Consider the following 16,144-nt stretch of genomic DNA (forward strand, 5'->3'; position numbering starts at 1 on the left):
GACCTGCAATTTGAAACAAACCTCATATCTATTCATGTAACCCTCGGGGTTGGATCAGGTGTCCAACTCCTGGGGGTCACTTCACCATGGGGGCTTGGCCGCGGCATCCATGCCGCGGACACCCCCGCAACCGGACCCACCCCGCCTTCGACAGTTGTCCGCTGCTCTTGGGGGTGTCGACCTTGGTCAACACGCCATGGCTGCTCTTGGTGGGTGTCGACCTTGGTCGACACAGTAGATCCACGCCATGCGTGGATCTACATAAAACCGGTACTTACGACTTCTTGATGGCGTGGCCGCCGAATTCGTTGCGCATCGCTGACAGCAGGCGGTCGGTGAACGAATTGGATTCGCGCGAACGCAGGCGTTCGAGCAGCGACAGGGTGATCACCGGGGCCGGTACGTCCAGCGCGATCGCTTCGGCGACGGTCCAGCGGCCTTCACCGGAATCTTCCACGTATGGTGCGATGCCATCGAGCGAGGGATTGCGCTTGAGTGCTTCGGTGCTGAGGTCCAGCAGCCACGATCGCACCACGCTGCCGTGGCGCCAGACCTCGGCCACCTGGGCCAGGTCCAGTTCCATCTCCTGCTTGCGCTCCATCAACGCGAAGCCTTCGGCGTAGGCCTGCATCATTCCGTACTCGATGCCGTTGTGGACCATCTTGGTGAAGTGGCCTGCGCCGGAAGGGCCGACGCGCGCCCAGCCGCGGTCCTCGGCCGGTGCCAGCGTGCGCAGCAGCGGTGCGATCTGTTCGACCACCGCGGCATCGCCACCCACCATCAGGCTGTAGCCTTCCTGCAGGCCCCACACGCCGCCGCTGGTGCCACAGTCCACGTAGCCCAGGTCATCTTCGACCAGCGCCTTGGCGCGACGGATCGAGTCTTGGTAGTTGGAGTTGCCACCGTCGATGACGATGTCACCTTCGGCCAGGTGCGGGGTCAACTGGCCCAGCGTCTGGTCCACGGTCTCGCCGGCGGGCACCATCAACCACACCACGCGCGGCACCGGCAGCGCGGCCACTGCTGCGGCCAGCGAATCAACCACCTCCAGGCCGGCCTCGGCGGCGCGCTGGCGGGCGCCCTCGCCCGGGTCGTAGCCGACAACGCGGTGGCCACCGCGGTGCAGGCGCTGGGCCATGTTGGCGCCCATCCGGCCGAGGCCGATCATTGCAATATCCATTGTTTCACCTTCAGTTGGGGTCTAGGGTCAGGCTGCCTGGCCTGCCGGTGGCTGCGCAGTGGCGCAACTGCGCCTCGCGCCAACGCCGGTAGAGCGTGGTATGCAGATTGTGCAACGCCAGGTCGATGGAAAACGGCGTGCGCGGATTCCGGTCGAGCAGGCGGATGATGTGGTAGCCGACAGGACGTATACCGCGTGGGTGCGCGTAGATCACGAACTGCTGGTAGAACGGATCGTCCAGCAACTGGTCCATCTGCTGCACGACGTCACGATAGCGCGGGGCCAGCTGCGCACGCAGCGCCGGATCGCGCTCGTACAACAGCCGCTCGAAATAGCGTTGGCCGACACGCGGAATGCCCTGCGCCAGCTGCCACAGGGCACGGTTGCGCTGGTCATACCAGGCCAGGCCACCGTGCTCCGCCAGTGCCTGCGCCGCGCCTGCGCCCACCTCCACCACGACGAAGTTCTCCGCCTGGTTGCTCAGATCGTCCAAGGTGCCTTTGTCGAAGACGTGTTCGATGAAGCCCGGCAGCCCGACCAAGGCCTGCCGCCCCATCGCCGACGTGCGCACGGCCTTGCCGTCGGCCATGAACTGGCCGGCCTGCGCGCCCAGCAGGATGCTGTCGGTGTCGTGCAGGCCAAGGAACGTGCCGATGGACAGTTCGGCGGGCGCGAATTCCGCATCGAAGGCCGCATCGCCGTACAGCTCGCGCTGCGTGGCCAGCTGCGCGACCTGGCGGCCGACGCCGCACTCGGCGCGCACGTGGCCCGTATAGAACGCATCCAGCGCGCGGCTGTTGCTGGCGGCCGGCACATAGCCACGACCGAAGCTGCGCACCCGCTGCCATCCCTGTGCCGGGGCGCCGCGTGCGCCAAAGCCGATCCAGCCCAGCTGCACACCGGTGAAGCGGAAGGATTCATTGTCCTGCAGTGCCTGCGTAGCGCGTTGCACGGCGCCGCCCAGTTCAAAGGCGTAGGCGCAGACCGTGGCCGGGTCATCCAGCAACTGCTGCAACAGGGCCTGCCGGTCGGCCTCGGCCAGCGTTCCGGGCCAACGCACACGTAGATCACCGGCCGCCTGCGCTTCGGCCAGCGAGGCACGCGTACACACCGGCCCACCCTCTACCTGTGGCGTGGTAATCGTTGCGGTTTCAAAGCGCCATCCCAGCCGCTGCAGCAGGCCTTGGCTGCACTCGGCCGTAGCGGCCAGCGTGCTCAGGGGCCAGCCCAGCAGCAGGGCCCACGCGATCACCCTGCCGCGCACGCTCAGCCCTGGTCCGTTGCTGCCGGCGCTGGTTCGGGCTCAGGCCCGGCAGGAGGCTGCGGCGACGCGGCCGGTTGCGGTTGCGGCTCTGGCTTCGCTGCCGCTGGCAGGTATTGCTGCAGGCGCTGGAAGAAGCGCCGATAGAACTCGGCATCGGTGATCGTGCTGCTGGCCACTTTCACCAGTGAGTCGTCATTGCTGCCGAACGGCAGCGACACCGAGCCCAGCGCGCCCACGCCCACACTGGCCGAGGTCGGGCTCTTCTTCAGTGCATAGCGGTCCTGCACGGCGCTGACGAACACCAACGCCTGGCTGCCACGCGGCGCGCACGAGATACGCAGCACCAGCTGCTCATGGTCGTCCTCGCGCGGCTGGAAGTTCTTGTTGCCTTCCACCTGCGCATCGTCCGAGCGTGCGATCGCATAGCCCTGGCTGAGCAGCGTGCGCCGGGCTGCTTCGCAGGCTTCGGCCGGCCGCCCATCGACGGTGCGCGAGAAGGTGTCGCCGGAGTCGAAGGACTCCCGCAACAGACTGCTGTCGGCGGCACGACCGCCACAGGCGGTCAATGCCAAGGCACTGGTGGCAGCCAGCAGGGAAGCAGAAAGAAGGGAGGCCCGCATGGGTACTCCTGCGAAGACGGTATCCCCGAGGGTAGCCCCCTGCCCGTGTGCGCCGGGTCGAAAACACCGGGCACGTCCCCCACCGTTGTACCCGGTTCATGCAAAAAGGGGACGGAAGGATCAAGTCGTTTGTGCCACTAACGACTTGACCCCTCCGTCCCCTTTTTCAGTCAATCAGTCGGCCCAGCGGCCTGCGGCGGTGGACTGCGGCAGCACCTGCGCCGACAGCGGACGGTCGGCCTCCAGCAGGTTCACCGCGTCGGCCAGGATCGAGGCCGATTCACGCAGCAACGGATCCGGACGCTTCTCGGCGGCCTTCTCGCGGGCGGCATCCTTGACGATATCGCGCTCGTTGCCGGTCAGGCCGTCATCGCTGCTGTCATCGGCCAGCGGGTCCAGGGCCAGGCCCAGTTCCTTGCGCACGATCTGGCGCTGCTTGCGCTGGGTGTCCTGGCGCTCGCGCTCGGCACGTCGGGTCGCTTCATTCAGCGAGACGTACTTCTTCGCCGCTTCAGTACGGAACTGCTCCACGTCCTCGTTCCACCACTGGAATTCCTTGTCGGTGGCGATGCGCGCGTCGTGACGCGTTTCCAGCTTCGGCAGCAGCGGCGCGAAGTTGCCGTACTGGGTGTGCGGCACCGCGGCGATACGGGTCCACGGCAGGGCATTGTCGTAGGTGCTCTCGCCGAACTCGGTGGCATCGACGCTGGCCGGGAACGCCAGGTCCGGCACCACACCCTTGTGCTGGGTGCTGCTGCCGCTGATGCGGAAGAACTGGGCGATGGTCAGCTTCACCTGGCCAAAGCGCTGGGCTTCGCCACTCGGCCAACGGTCCAGGTCGACGATGTTCTGCACCGTGCCCTTGCCGAAGCTGGTTTCACCGATGACCAGGCCGCGGCCGTAGTCCTGGATGGCACCAGCAAAGATTTCCGACGCCGAGGCCGAACCACGGTTGATCAGCACGGCCAGCGGACCGTCCCATGCCACGCCCTGGTTGCGGTCGCTGTTGACGGTGACCCGGCCACCGGATTCGCGCACCTGCACCACCGGACCCTGCTCGATGAACAGACCGGTCAGCTCGATGGCCTCATCCAGCGAACCGCCACCGTTGTTGCGCAGGTCCAGCACCACGCCGTCCAGCTTGTCGGTCTTGAAACCGGCCAGCAGCTTGGCCACGTCGCGGGTGGCCGACGCGTAATCGGTGGCGTTGCGACGACGGCCTTCGAAGTCCTGGTAGAAGGTCGGCAGCTTGATCACGCCGACCTTGCGTGCCGGCTCGCCATTGACGGCCGGGATGGTCATGGTCTCGCCCTTGGCGGCCTGTTCGGCCAGGCGCACCTTCTGCCGGGTCAGCACCAGGGTGTGGTGCTTGCCGTCGACGCCCGCTTCGGCCGGAATGAACTCCAGCTTCACCTGGGTGTCCTTGGCGCCACGGATCTTGGCCACGACATCATCGATGCGCCAGCCAATCACATCTTCCACCAGCCCGGACTTGCCCTGGCCGACGCCGACGATGCGGTCACCCGGCTTCAGCGTGCCGTCCACGGCCGCCGGACCACCGGCGATGATCTCGCGGATCACCACCACGTCGTCCTGGCGCTGCAGCTGCGCGCCGATGCCTTCCAGCGACAGCGACATCGCCTGGTTGAAGTTCTCGGCGGTACGCGGGGTGAAGTAATCGGTGTGCGGATCAACCGCGCTGGTGTAGGCGTTCATGAAGAACTGGAAGGTGTCTTCGCCCTTCAGCTCGTTGACCGACTTTTCCAGGGTGGCGTAACGCTTGTCCAGCGTCTTGCGGATGTCATCGGACTTCTTGCCGGCCAGCTTCAGGCGCAGCCAGTCATTCTTCACCGACTTGCGCCACAGCTCGTCGAGCTCGGCGTTGGACGCTGCCCACGGCACGTCCTTGCGGTCGTACTCGAAGCGCTCGTCGGTGGTGAAATCCGGTTCCTGCTTCAGCAGCTTGCGCGCATAGGCCACGCGCTCGCCGACGCGCTGCTTGTAGACCGCGAACACCTGGAAGGCCGGCTCCAGCTCGCCGCCGCGGATGGCATTGGCAATGCCGGCCTGGAACGGTGCGAAGCGGGTGATGTCGGCCTGGGTGAAGTACTGCTTGCCGCCGTCCAGCGTTTCCAGGTAGCGCTTGAACACATCCTTGGAGGTGGCTTCATCGAGCGCACGCGGGCGATAGGCGTAGCGGCTGTCGGACAACAGGCCGTAGACCAGCTTGGAGGTGGTCACCTGATCGGCGGTAGCCGCCGCCGGCAACGCCGGCGAGTCGGCCTTGGCCGCCAGCGCCAACGGCGCGACCAGCGCCAGGGCCATCAGGAATGCGGGGGCTTTGAATTTCATTGACGTGCTCGAAGGCGCCTTGCCAAGGGGGAGACTGCAGGGTGTTCAGACACCACGACAGTGCCGAAAGTTGCCGGGTTTGTCACCCGTCCACTTCCAGTGGAAAACCAGCCTAGCGGGGCCGGTGTAGCAAATTGTGAATGGCTGAAGAGCGGCCCACCTTGCGGTGACGTCTATCAGGTTACGGAGGCCGTCGGGTTGCAAGCCCCCTGAGTCAGGGGGCGGCCGCGAAGCGGCGGGGGTGTGGGTGGTGGTAAGCCGGGGCCCACGGTGTGCGCAGCACACCGTGGGAAGCGGTAGCGCGCATCGCGCAACCGCTTACTGGACGCCGGCGCCCTTGGCCTGTACGTCGGCGTGGTACGACGAGCGCACCATCGGGCCGGAGGCCACGTGGCTGAAGCCCAGCTCGTAACCGTAGACTTCCAGCGCCTTGTAGTCGTCCGGGGTCCAGTACTTCAGCACCGGGTGGTGGTGCGCGGTCGGCTGCAGGTACTGGCCGATGGTGATCATGTCCACATTGTGCGCACGCAGGTCGCGCATGGTGGCCTTGATCTGTTCGAAGTCTTCGCCCAGGCCCAGCATGATGCCCGACTTGGTCGGTACGTCAGGGTGCTGCGCCTTGAAGTTCTTCAGCAGGTTCAACGACCACTGGTAATCGGCACCCGGGCGCACGTTGCGGTACAGGTCCGGCACGGTTTCGATGTTGTGGTTGAACACGTCCGGCGGGTTCTGCGCCAGGATCTCCAGCGCGCGCTCCATGCGGCCCTTGCCGCGGAAATCCGGGGTCAGCACTTCAATGCGGGTGCCCGGCGATTTCTCGCGGATGGCGGTGATGCAGTCGACGAAGTGCTGGGCACCACCGTCGCGCAGGTCATCGCGGTCGACGCTGGTCACCACCACATACTTCAGGCCCATGTCGGCCACGGTCTGGCCCAGGCTGGCCGGCTCGTTGGCATCGGGCGGCTTCGGCCGGCCGTGTGCCACGTCGCAGAACGAGCAGCGGCGGGTGCAGACCTCGCCCAGGATCATGAAAGTGGCGGTGCCGTGGCCGAAGCATTCGTGGATGTTCGGGCAGCTGGCTTCCTCGCACACGGTCACCAGGCGGTTCTCGCGCAGCTTGGCTTTCAGGTTCTGCACGGCATTGCCCGAAGGAATGCGCACGCGGATCCAGGAGGGCTTGCGCAGCACCGGCACGTCGGCGAACTGCACCGGCGAACGGTTGATCTTGTCCCCACCCATCTGCTTGACCCCGGCCTGCAACGGCGCGGTGGACGGAAGCTCGGCCTGCACGATCTGCAGGGGAATGGTGCGGGCAGTGGTTTCAGTCATGGCGTTTCCGGGGGCGGTCAGGCGGCCGCAGAGAGATCAGGCAGTTCAGGCACGGGCTGCAGCAGCAGGCCGAACTGGCGGGCCAGGTGGTCCAGCAGCACCGGCTTGACGGCGTCCATCCCGGACGGACCGCCCAAGTCTAGCACCGTGGTCACCTGCAACCCCTCGTAACCACAGGGGTTGATGCGGTGGAAAGGGTCGAGGTCCATGGCCACGTTGAAGGCCAGGCCGTGGAAGGTGCAGCCGCGCCGCACGCGGATGCCGAGCGCGGCGATCTTGGCGCCGCCGACGTAGACGCCCGGGGCGCCATCGAGCCGTTCGGCACCGATGTTCCATTCCGCCAGGGTGTCGATGATGGCCTGCTCGATGCGGCATACGTAGTCGCGCACGCCGATGCCCAGCCGCGGCAGCCGCAGCAGCGGATAGATCACGATCTGGCCGGGGCCGTGGTAGGTCACCTGGCCACCGCGATCGACGTGGACCACCGGGATCTCACCCGGCGCCAGCACGTGTTCGACCTTGCCGGCCTGGCCCAGGGTGAACACCGGATCGTGCTCGACCACCCACAGCTCGTCCAGCGTGTCATCGTCGCGCTGGTCGGTGAAACGCTGCATGGCGTGCCAGACCGGCTCGTAGGCCTGGCGCCCCAGGTCACGGACCACCGCCGGGCGCGGCGGGCGCGCCTCGGGGGCCGCCGCTTCGGCAGGGCAGCTGACGGCTACACCGTCCACTTCACTTCCGGGTGGTCGCGCAGGGCCTGGTGGGCCACGTCGTACTGATCGCGGTTCTCGGCCCGGAAGACCAGGCGCACCGAGACGTACTTGCCGTTGGACGAATGCTTCCAGCTGATGCGCTCGTTCACCACGTCGACGCCAGCAGCCAGCAGCAGGCGGGGGAGTTCATGCTCCAGGCCGCGGTTGGCCGGGCCCATCGCGCTGAGCTCGAACTGACCGGGGAACTGGAAGCCGTGTTCGGGGTTGTCGGACTTGATTTCCATGCGCCCATTATCGGGCCGCAGGGCAACAAACCCAAGAGTATTCATGTAAGCCGGCGGCACTGCGGGCGGGCCGCTGCGTTGCAGCTGAACATCCATTCAGGCTGGGACCCACCTCCCAGGGCCCCGGTCCCATCGCTGCGGCTTCACCTGCGGTAACCGATTGTATCGATCAGACAATGTTGTTTTCGGAACAGACAAGTGATCCCAGCGCGCTCGTTCCATCACAGCGCCGGGAGTACCGTGTCGTTGCATAAAACGACAGACAAAAGCCCCCTTCCCGATGATCATCCCATCCATGCGCTACCTCGCATCCTTTGGATTGTCCGGCCTGCTGGCCACCGCCCTCCCCCTTTCCGCCTACGCAGCCGAGCAATGCGGCCCGGACGCGATGCGCGAGCATCCGCCGCAGGTCAATTTCCGCGTCGACAACGACCTGTTCGGCGGCCGCCACCAGGACCAGGGCTATACCAACGGCGCCCAGCTGACCCTGGTCTCGCCCAACCTGGTCGATTACACCGACGACCCGTGCCTGCCGCGCCTGGCGCGCTGGGTGAACAGCCACCTGGAGGCACTGCACCCGGGCAGGTTCGAACAGCAGAACATGATCTTCAGCCTGGCCCAGGGCATCTTCACCCCCACCGATTTCACCCGGAAGGACCTGATCGAAGACGACCGCCCGTATGCGGGCGTGCTGGTGGCCAGCTTCGGCTACAACGCACGCAGCGGCGACCACCTGCAGACCACCCAGCTGACCCTGGGCGTGGTGGGCCCGTGGGCGCAGGGCCGGCAGGTGCAGAACGCGGTGCACGACGTGCTGGGTGATGAGAAATTCCAGGGCTGGGACAACCAGCTGCACAACGAACCGGTGTTCATGCTGACCCACGAGCGCATGCGCCGCTGGCCGGGCGATGCCAGCATCAATGCCGACGGCTGGGGCTGGGATGCGATCAGCCATTACGGCGGCTCGATCGGCAACCTGGAAACCAAGGCCAACGTTGGCGGCGAAGTGCGTTTCGGCTGGAAGCTGCCCGACGATTTCGGCAGCACCCCGCTGCGCCCGGCCGGCGAGAACACCGCGCCGACCCGGGGTGGCAAGCCCAGTGGCTGGTCGTGGCACATGTTCGCCACCACCGATGCGGCGTGGGTGATCCGCGATATCACCCTGGACGGCAACACGTTCCGCAACAGCCACAGCGTGGACAAGCGCCACGTGGTCGCCTACGGCGGTTACGGCGTGGCAGTGATGCGCGGCCGCTGGAAGTTCGCGGTAGCCCGCTACCACAGCACCCGCGAGTTCAATGGCCAGCGCGAAGCCCCGGTGTTCGGCAGCTTCACCATCAGCCGCTCGCTGTAAGCGAGGGGCTGATGGTCGTGGCGGCGGCTGGCTGCACGAGGTCATGTAGTGCCGGCCGCTGGCCGGCTGGCTGCACACGCGGCCGATGTCATGAGGAGCCGGCCAGCGACCGGCACTACCACCTCCGGGCGGGGTCATGAATGCCGATACACCGAAACAGAAAAGGCCGGCATTGGCCGGCCTTTTTCATTCACCGCAGCAGGCTGCGGATCATTCCGATTCCCACCACATCCAGAAGCTGTCCCACAGGCGCTTGAAGAAGCCGGCCTGCTCGACGGCGGCCACAGCCACCAGCGGCGCTTCGGCCACCAGCTTGCCATCCAGGGTGACCTTGACGGTGCCGATCTGCTGGCCAGCGGTGAACGGCGCTTCCAGGGTCTTGGGCACGTCGATGCTCGGCTTCAGGTCGTTGTAACGACCGCGCGGCACACTGACCAGCATCGGCTGCGCCACGCCCAGCTGCACCTTGTCGGTGGTGCCCTTCCATACCTTGTGCTCGGCCACGGCCTTGCCCGGCTCGTACAGGCGGTGGGTCTCGAAGAAGCGGAAGCCCCAGTTCAACAGGGCCAGGCTGTCATCGGCGCGCTGCTTTTCCGACGCGCCGCCCAGCACCACCGCGACCAGGCGCTGGTCACCGCGCTGGGCCGAGCTCATCAGGCAGTAGCCGGCCTCGGAGGTGTGGCCGGTCTTGATGCCGTCCACGCTGCCATCGCGCCACAACAGCAGATTGCGGTTGGGCTGCTTGATGGTGCCGACCTGGAATTCCTTGATCTTGTTGTACGCGTAGGTTTCCGGGTAGTCGCGCACCATCGCGCGGCCCAGCAGGGCCAGGTCGTAGGCGCTGCTGTGATGGCCCGGGGCGGTCAGGCCGTGGGCGTTCACGAAGTGCGAGTTCTTCATGCCGATCTTGGCGGCGTAGCTGTTCATCAGCGAAGCAAAGGCCTCTTCGCTGCCGGCCACGTGCTCGGCCAGGGCGATCGCGGCGTCATTGCCGGACTGGATCGCCATGCCCTTTTCCATGTCTTCCAGGCGCGCGGTCTGGTTGACCGGGAAGCCGCTGTAGCTGCCGTCGGTGCCGGCACCACCTTCGCGCCAGGCGCGTTCGCTCATCATCACCTGGTCATCGGGACGGACCTTGCCGTTCTTGACCTCGGCGGCGATCACGTACGACGTCATCACCTTGGTGATGCTGGCCGGGGCCAGCTGTTCGTTGATGTTCTCGCCTGCCAGCACCTGGCCGGTGGCGTAGTCCATCAGCACCCAGGCCTTGGAAACGCTGGGTGCAGGCGCCGGCGGCGTGGCCACGGTGGCGGGGGCAGCAGCGGCGGCAGGCGCCGGGGTGGCCGGGGTCGGCAGCGGCGTCTGGGCGGAGGCCAGGCCCACCACCAGGGTGGCGGCCAGGGCAGTGGCGGCGGAACGGAAATTCATGGGACAGCAGGCTCCAGGGGACGGCCGGAAAATGAAGGATGGGGCGAGGTGGCCATTGTAAGGCCGAGGTGGCAAGGGCCGGCAGCACCGGCCCGGGCGGAATCAGTCCTTGACGATCTGTGGCGAGCCAAAGCCCAGACCCGAGATGCGCCCGGCAAGTTCCGCCGCGCTGGCATGGTCGCTGGCGGGTACCCGCAGGCGCCACAGGGTACGACCACCGGCAGCGATGTCGCTGATGGTGGCACCGACGATGCCGGCAGCGTTGAGCTGGCCCATCGCCCGGTTGGCGTTGTCGCGGTTGGAGAAGCTGGCGACCTGCAGCATCACCGCGCCCACCACCTTCTGCGACAGGCTGGGGCTGCTGGCCGGGGCCGGGCCGCGCGGCATGGCGTTGGCCACGACCGGCGCTGCCGGACGCGACGCGGGTGCGCTGGGCGGCAGGCTGCTGACCGCCACTTCCGGCATCGTGCTGACAGCGGCCTGGGTGGTAGCCGGCTGGCCGCGCTCGGGCGCGGCGTCGGCCGGCAGGCGCTTGACCAGTCGATCGATGTCGCTGTCGGCAACCGCACGTGCGGCGGGTGCGGGGCGTGCGCTGGCAACGGCAGCGGTAGCCGCTTCAGCAGCACGGCGTTCGCGGCGCGACGGCTTCTGCGCCATCAGGTTGGTTTCACCCGGCTGCACTGCGCGCACTTCCACGTTGCCGGTACCGCGTTGGGTGATGCCCAGGCGCACAGCGGCGGCGTAACTGAGATCGACCACGCGGCCATCGTGGAACGGGCCACGATCATTGACGCGCACGATCACCGATTCGCCGTTGTCCAGGTTGGTCACGCGGGCGAAGCTGGGCAGCGGCAGGGTCTTGTGCGCAGCGGTGAACTGGTACATGTCGTAGACCTCGCGGTTGGAGGTCAGGCGGCCATGGAACTTGGCGCCGTAGTACGAAGCGGTGCCGCGTTCAACGTAGTTGCGGGTGTCGTCGAGCACCTTGTACTGCTTGCCCAGCACCACGTAGGGCGACTTGTTGCCGATCGCCGAGCGATCCTCATTGGTCACCACCGGCTCGGGAATACAGGCCACGTTGGGCACGTAACTGGGCGTGGTGTCTTTCACGCCGGGCTTGTACAGGCCACCGGCGGTGTAGTTGCCACGGGTGGACAGGTCCTCGGTGGCCGCCGCGTACGGCGAGCCCTCCGGACAATGCGCCGGACGCCCACCCTTGCCCTGCACCACCGTGCCGGACGGCTTGCCACCGTGGCCGGCGGTCGCCGGCTTTTTCGGCGCGCTGCTGCAGGCGGCCAGCGCGAGGACGATCAATCCAGGGACCAGCCATCTGATGTTCATGCCGGGGGCAGCTCCTGTCCGGCAATGGCCTGCGACAACTGGAACACGGCCATCGCGTACATCTTCGAGAGGTTGTAGCGGGTGATTGCGTAGTAGTTCTGGAAGCCCAGCCAGTACTGCTTGCCGGTGCTGCCTTCAAGGGTGATCGGGGTGGCGGTGGCACCCGGCTGCACCGGCGCGCTGGGCTGGTAGCCGCGCTGGGCCAGGTCGGCCAGCGACCAGGTGGGCATCCACTCGGTCGGGTTGAACTCCTCGCGGCCGGCGGCGAGCGTGGCCGGCACGGCAACCTGGCCGCCGCGCACCCAGCCACCCTTCTTCACGAAGTAGTTGGCGATGGACGAGAACACGTCGTCGTAGCTGGTGAACAGGTCACGGCGACCATCGCCGTTGCCGTCCACGGCGTAATCCAGGTAGCTGGAGGGCATGAACTGGCCCATGCCCATCGCACCGGCATAGCTGCCCTTGAGCGTGGTGATGTCCAGCTTTTCCTCGCGGCCCAGCTCGAACAGCTTGGCCAGTTCATCGCGGAAGAACAGCTCGCGGCGCACTTCGCGCTCCAGCTTGGCCGGGTCGCCACTGCGCGGGTAATAGAAGGCCAGGGTGTACAGCGCATCGAGCACGCGATGGCTGCCGGCATTCTTGCCGTAGCTGGTTTCCACGCCGATGATCGCCACGATCACTTCCGCCGGCACGCCGGTGCGCTGCTGCACACGGTCCAGTTCGGCGCGATGCTGGGCAAGAAACGCCTTGCCGCCATCGATGCGTGCCTTGCTGATGAACATCGGCCGGTATTCGTTCCACGGCTTGACCCGTTCGGCCGGCCGCGACATGGCGGCGATGATCGGCTGGCGCACCTGCGCCTGGTCGAGCACGTTGCGGATCTCGTCGGGCTTGAGGCCGTAGCGCTTGGCGGTGTCGGCAATGAATCTGGCGCGCGCGGTTTCGAACGGCACCGGGGTGAGATCGACCGGTGCTGCCGTGGCCGCGGTCGCTTCCGGCGCGGCCTCGGCCGGGCCGTGGGGCTTGGCCGCCGGGTGGCGCGGCGTACTGCTGGCCTGTGGCGAAGTCGGTGGGGACGTCGGCTGGGTCGCGCAGGCGACCAGGCCGAGGGTGAGCATGCAGGCCAGAGAACGTCGAATCATCACCGCAGGTTAGCAGGTCATGGATGAATTAAAACCCCTAACACCATGAATCACAACGATTTGCACGCGTTCAGTGCGAAATGTGAAGACGTTGTGATTGACCTGCCCCATTCAGGCAGAGGTTGCCGGTTGCGTCCCCATCCCCGCAGACGCAACCGGCCGCCGGACCCGGTCGGTACCTGCGCGGCTGCCGCTCCCCAGTGGCAGTGCTCCGCGCTCCCTGTACCCGTTGGATCAGTACTGCTTTCCCATCCGACGCCCCTCGCGCTGCATCAAAGACGGCGCGCCATGCCGAACGGGCCGCCATTGTGCAGGCCGATTGCGACAAGTCCATTGATCAGGATCAACGCGGCGTCAAAATGTGAATTGGCGCCCACTTTTAATGGAACTTCGTCAGCGGCGATGCTGCTGTGCGGCGTTGTGGGAACGATTACAGAAATGCGCTTGCGCAGATTCATGCGCGCATCGGCGGCGAAGGTCGGCCAACGGCGCAGCCCCTCGTGGGTGGGCGCAAAGCGATTCATGAGGGTTGGCCGGGTAGATGGGCTGCGCAGGGGACGCCGTGAACCCATCCTTGGGGGCTTGTCCGCGGCATCCATGCCGCAGACACCCCTGCGCAACCCATCTACCCGGCCACGGACAGGTTCCTGCAGCTTCCACCCACGCAAAGAGAAAAAAGAAGAGCGAAGAGCAACAGCGGGTCGCTTCGCTCTGAGCCGAGCGTGGGCTCGGCTCTACAGGAAGCGTGGGCAACCGGCCATGCTGCTTTTGCTTTTGATCTTTTTTTCTTCTTGCGTGGGTGGACGCTGCAGGAACCTGTCAGCGGCCGGGCGGGTGGGTAGTGCGGGGTGTCCGCGGCATGGATGCCGCGGCCAAGCCCCCAGGGATGGGTTCACGGCGTCCCCGCACTATCCACCCGCCCGGCCAGCCCTCAGCAATCCAGCTTTCCACGACCCGCCCGCCCCCACCCACGAGGGGCTGCGCCGTTGGCTGGAAACCTACGCGTGCACCGGCCGATGCCCCCGCACCGCCATCACCAGCCCGATCCCCGCCAGCAACGACACCGCCGAGGTGCCGCCATAACTGATCAACGGCATCGGAATGCCCACCACCGGCAGCAATCCGGAAATCATTCCGCCGTTGACCAGCACGTACACGAAGAACGCCAGGCCGAGGCTGCCGGCCAACAACCGCGCGTGCGTGTCGCGTGCCTGCACCGCGATCGACAGGCAACGCCCGACCACGAACAGATACAGCGCGAACACCACCACCACGCCAATCCAGCCGAATTCCTCGGCAAGCACCGAGAACGCGAAATCGGTGGTGTACTCGGGCAGGAAATCCAGCGTGGCCTGTGTGCCGTGGCCCCAGCCGCGCCCCTGCATGCCACCCGAGCCGATGGCGATGCGCGACTGCAGGATGTTCCAGCCGGTACCCAACGGATCGGCAGCCGGATCCAGGAAGGTCAGCACGCGATTCTTCTGGTATTGCCGCAGCAGCCCGAACCAGGCCAACGGCGCAGCCACCGACACCGCGCCCAGTCCGGCCGCCACCCAGCGCCACTGCAGACCCGCCAGCAGCAGGGCGAACACGCCGCTGGCGGTGACCAGGGTGGCAGTGCCGAGATTGGGCTGCATCAGGATCAGCAGCGCTGGCACCCCGATCAGTACTGCGGCCGTCAGCACCGTGCGCGGCGATGGCGGCAGCGGCTGGCGGTGCAGATACCAGGCCATCATCAACGGCAGGCTGAGCTTGAGCAGTTCCGAAGGCTGCAGGTAGAACACGCCGAGGTTGAGCCAGCGCTGCCCGTATTTGCCGGTGCCGATCACGTACACCGCCATCAGCGGCAGCATCGACAGTGCATAGATCGCCGGCGTCCACGCGCGCAGGCGCAGCAGCGAAACCCGCGACAGCAGCCACATCGCGGCCAGGCCACCGGCAAAGCGCATCGCCTGCCCGTGCACCGGCCCGTTCACGCTGTGCAGCACCGCCAGGCCTGCGCCCATCAGGATCAACAACGCGATCAGCAACGGCAGATCGATCGTGCGCAGCGCCTCACGGCAGCCACCAAGCATTCGTTTCCATTTCACCCGCGGCACGGTAGCAACCGGCGCTTTCGCGAAGCTGTCAGCGCTGTTTGACGCTATCGACTCCTTCGGCGACAACTGTCTTGGGCGCCCGGATTTTCCGGGTTTCAAACAATTCTGATTGGAGCCGCAAGGGCCCCGTGCACATCATGTGCGGCCACCGACAACGGGTGGCACGGGACTCCAATCCCGTTTGATAGATGCGTTGTTTACGCTTGCCAGCCGGCGTCGCTTTTTCCTTGTTGAGCGGCGTCGGCTGGCAATCCGTCCGTGCGTCTTTGGCGGGCGGTGCGTGGAGGGCCTCGTGCCCGCCGGCGTTCCAGCGTCTATCACCGGTATTGGAGCCACGCATCGCCTGCCACCCTCGCCTCCACGCGGGGTGGCCCTTGCCGACCGCACGAGGACCCCGCCATGTCCGCTTCCACCTACCCATACCTGTTCGCCACGCTGGGCGAGGCTGCTCACCAGCTGCCGCATGACATCGCCCGCGCGCTGGAAACCACGCTCACTGCAACGCAGGCAGCCAACGCGCCCGGCGGCCCTACCCTGCTGGACTGCCTGCAGCGCATCCGCCAGGTGGAAGCGGCAGATGGCCAGCCGTGGCCGAGCAAAGGGCGAACGCGGGCGCAGTGCATGGCGATGGCGCGCATCGACCGCGCCAATGCCGGGCTGACCTTCCTGCTGGAACTGCTGCACGCCAGCGAACGCGTGCGCGTGGACGGCGACGACACGCAGCACCTGCCCGACGACGCCCGCGAAGGCCTGCTGCTGGCCTGCCGAGGGCTGTCGGAATATGTGGATGTGCAGCTGCAGGCCGCGTGACGCGTGCATTCCTGAAGAGCCAAGCATGGCCCGGCACCACAAAGAGCGAAGCGACCCGCTTCTGCTCTGCTTTATTTCTCTTTGCGTGGGTGGCCACCGCAGGAAACTGTCAGAGGCCGGGCGGGGTGGGTTCGCGGGGGTGTCCGCGGCATGGATGCCGCGGCCAAGCCCCCAGGGTGAAGTGACCCCCTAAAGTTGGACAGTTGGGGATCAGGCAGCCAGCGCGAC

14 protein-coding genes are annotated in these 16,144 nt (G+C 66.5%); 2 read left to right on the plus strand and 12 right to left on the minus strand.

The genetic code is table 11. From position 1 onward, the window contains the following. Positions 1-274: 274 nt before the first annotated feature. The 7 genes from gnd to J2X70_RS20515 all read right to left on the minus strand — a co-directional run bounded on the left by gnd (position 275) and on the right by J2X70_RS20515 (position 7,742). Positions 275-1,180, minus strand: coding sequence for a phosphogluconate dehydrogenase (NAD(+)-dependent, decarboxylating) (gene gnd, locus J2X70_RS20485; protein ID WP_279208729.1), 906 nt, complete (start codon positions 1,178-1,180; stop codon positions 275-277). A 10-nt stretch (positions 1,181-1,190) separates the two neighbouring features. Then, complete coding sequence (locus J2X70_RS20490; protein ID WP_309911933.1) at positions 1,191-2,417, minus strand: hypothetical protein; 1,227 nt, start codon at positions 2,415-2,417, stop codon at positions 1,191-1,193. A gap of 29 nt (positions 2,418-2,446) precedes the next feature. After that, a complete protein-coding gene (locus J2X70_RS20495; protein WP_033832021.1) occupies positions 2,447-3,064 on the minus strand; it encodes a DUF2242 domain-containing protein in 618 nt (205 codons plus the stop codon). A gap of 174 nt (positions 3,065-3,238) precedes the next feature. Further along, the gene (locus tag J2X70_RS20500) at positions 3,239-5,416 is read right to left on the minus strand and encodes a carboxy terminal-processing peptidase (RefSeq protein ID WP_025878702.1); all 2,178 of its coding nucleotides are present in this window, start codon (positions 5,414-5,416) and stop codon (positions 3,239-3,241) included. A gap of 318 nt (positions 5,417-5,734) precedes the next feature. Further along, positions 5,735-6,745 (minus strand): lipoyl synthase, encoded by a 1,011-nt coding sequence (lipA, locus tag J2X70_RS20505; RefSeq protein ID WP_059065144.1) that lies wholly within the window; start codon positions 6,743-6,745, stop codon positions 5,735-5,737. Between the two features lie 17 nt (positions 6,746-6,762). Further along, a complete protein-coding gene (lipB, locus tag J2X70_RS20510) occupies positions 6,763-7,407 on the minus strand; it encodes a lipoyl(octanoyl) transferase LipB (protein ID WP_223483263.1) in 645 nt (214 codons plus the stop codon). Between the two features lie 56 nt (positions 7,408-7,463). Then, a complete protein-coding gene (locus J2X70_RS20515) occupies positions 7,464-7,742 on the minus strand; it encodes a YbeD family protein (RefSeq protein WP_025878705.1) in 279 nt (92 codons plus the stop codon). Between the two features lie 280 nt (positions 7,743-8,022). Here J2X70_RS20515 and J2X70_RS20520 point away from each other — a divergent pair, with 280 nt between their 5' ends. After that, the gene (locus J2X70_RS20520; protein ID WP_025878706.1) at positions 8,023-9,096 is read left to right on the plus strand and encodes a lipid A deacylase LpxR family protein; all 1,074 of its coding nucleotides are present in this window, start codon (positions 8,023-8,025) and stop codon (positions 9,094-9,096) included. Between the two features lie 210 nt (positions 9,097-9,306). Here the strand turns inward: J2X70_RS20520 and J2X70_RS20525 are convergent, their stop codons facing one another. The 5 genes from J2X70_RS20525 to rodA all read right to left on the minus strand — a co-directional run bounded on the left by J2X70_RS20525 (position 9,307) and on the right by rodA (position 15,082). After that, complete coding sequence (locus J2X70_RS20525; protein WP_032975369.1) at positions 9,307-10,524, minus strand: D-alanyl-D-alanine carboxypeptidase family protein; 1,218 nt, start codon at positions 10,522-10,524, stop codon at positions 9,307-9,309. Positions 10,525-10,626: 102 nt separating this feature from the next. Continuing rightward, entirely contained in the window at positions 10,627-11,865 is a 1,239-nt protein-coding gene (locus J2X70_RS20530; RefSeq protein WP_033832242.1) for a septal ring lytic transglycosylase RlpA family protein, read from the minus strand. Next, entirely contained in the window at positions 11,862-13,007 is a 1,146-nt protein-coding gene (gene mltB / locus J2X70_RS20535; RefSeq protein WP_033832243.1) for a lytic murein transglycosylase B, read from the minus strand. The genes J2X70_RS20530 and mltB overlap by 4 nt, the downstream gene beginning before the upstream one ends. Before the next feature lie 272 nt (positions 13,008-13,279). After that, on the minus strand, positions 13,280-13,531 hold the full coding sequence (locus J2X70_RS20540; RefSeq protein WP_025878710.1) for a hypothetical protein: 252 nt from the start codon (positions 13,529-13,531) through the stop codon (positions 13,280-13,282). Positions 13,532-14,005: 474 nt separating this feature from the next. Continuing rightward, positions 14,006-15,082: a rod shape-determining protein RodA gene (gene rodA, locus J2X70_RS20545; protein WP_189487016.1), complete on the minus strand. Its 1,077-nt coding sequence runs from the start codon at positions 15,080-15,082 to the stop codon at positions 14,006-14,008. A gap of 423 nt (positions 15,083-15,505) precedes the next feature. On the opposite strand from rodA, the gene J2X70_RS20550 reads away from it, so the two are divergent. After that, the gene (locus J2X70_RS20550) at positions 15,506-15,916 is read left to right on the plus strand and encodes a hypothetical protein (RefSeq protein WP_309911931.1); all 411 of its coding nucleotides are present in this window, start codon (positions 15,506-15,508) and stop codon (positions 15,914-15,916) included. Positions 15,917-16,144 lie beyond the last annotated feature (228 nt).

Origin of the sequence: Stenotrophomonas sp. 1337, assembly GCF_031455455.1 — a bacterium.
Classification (GTDB): Bacteria; Pseudomonadota; Gammaproteobacteria; order Xanthomonadales; family Xanthomonadaceae; genus Stenotrophomonas; species Stenotrophomonas indicatrix.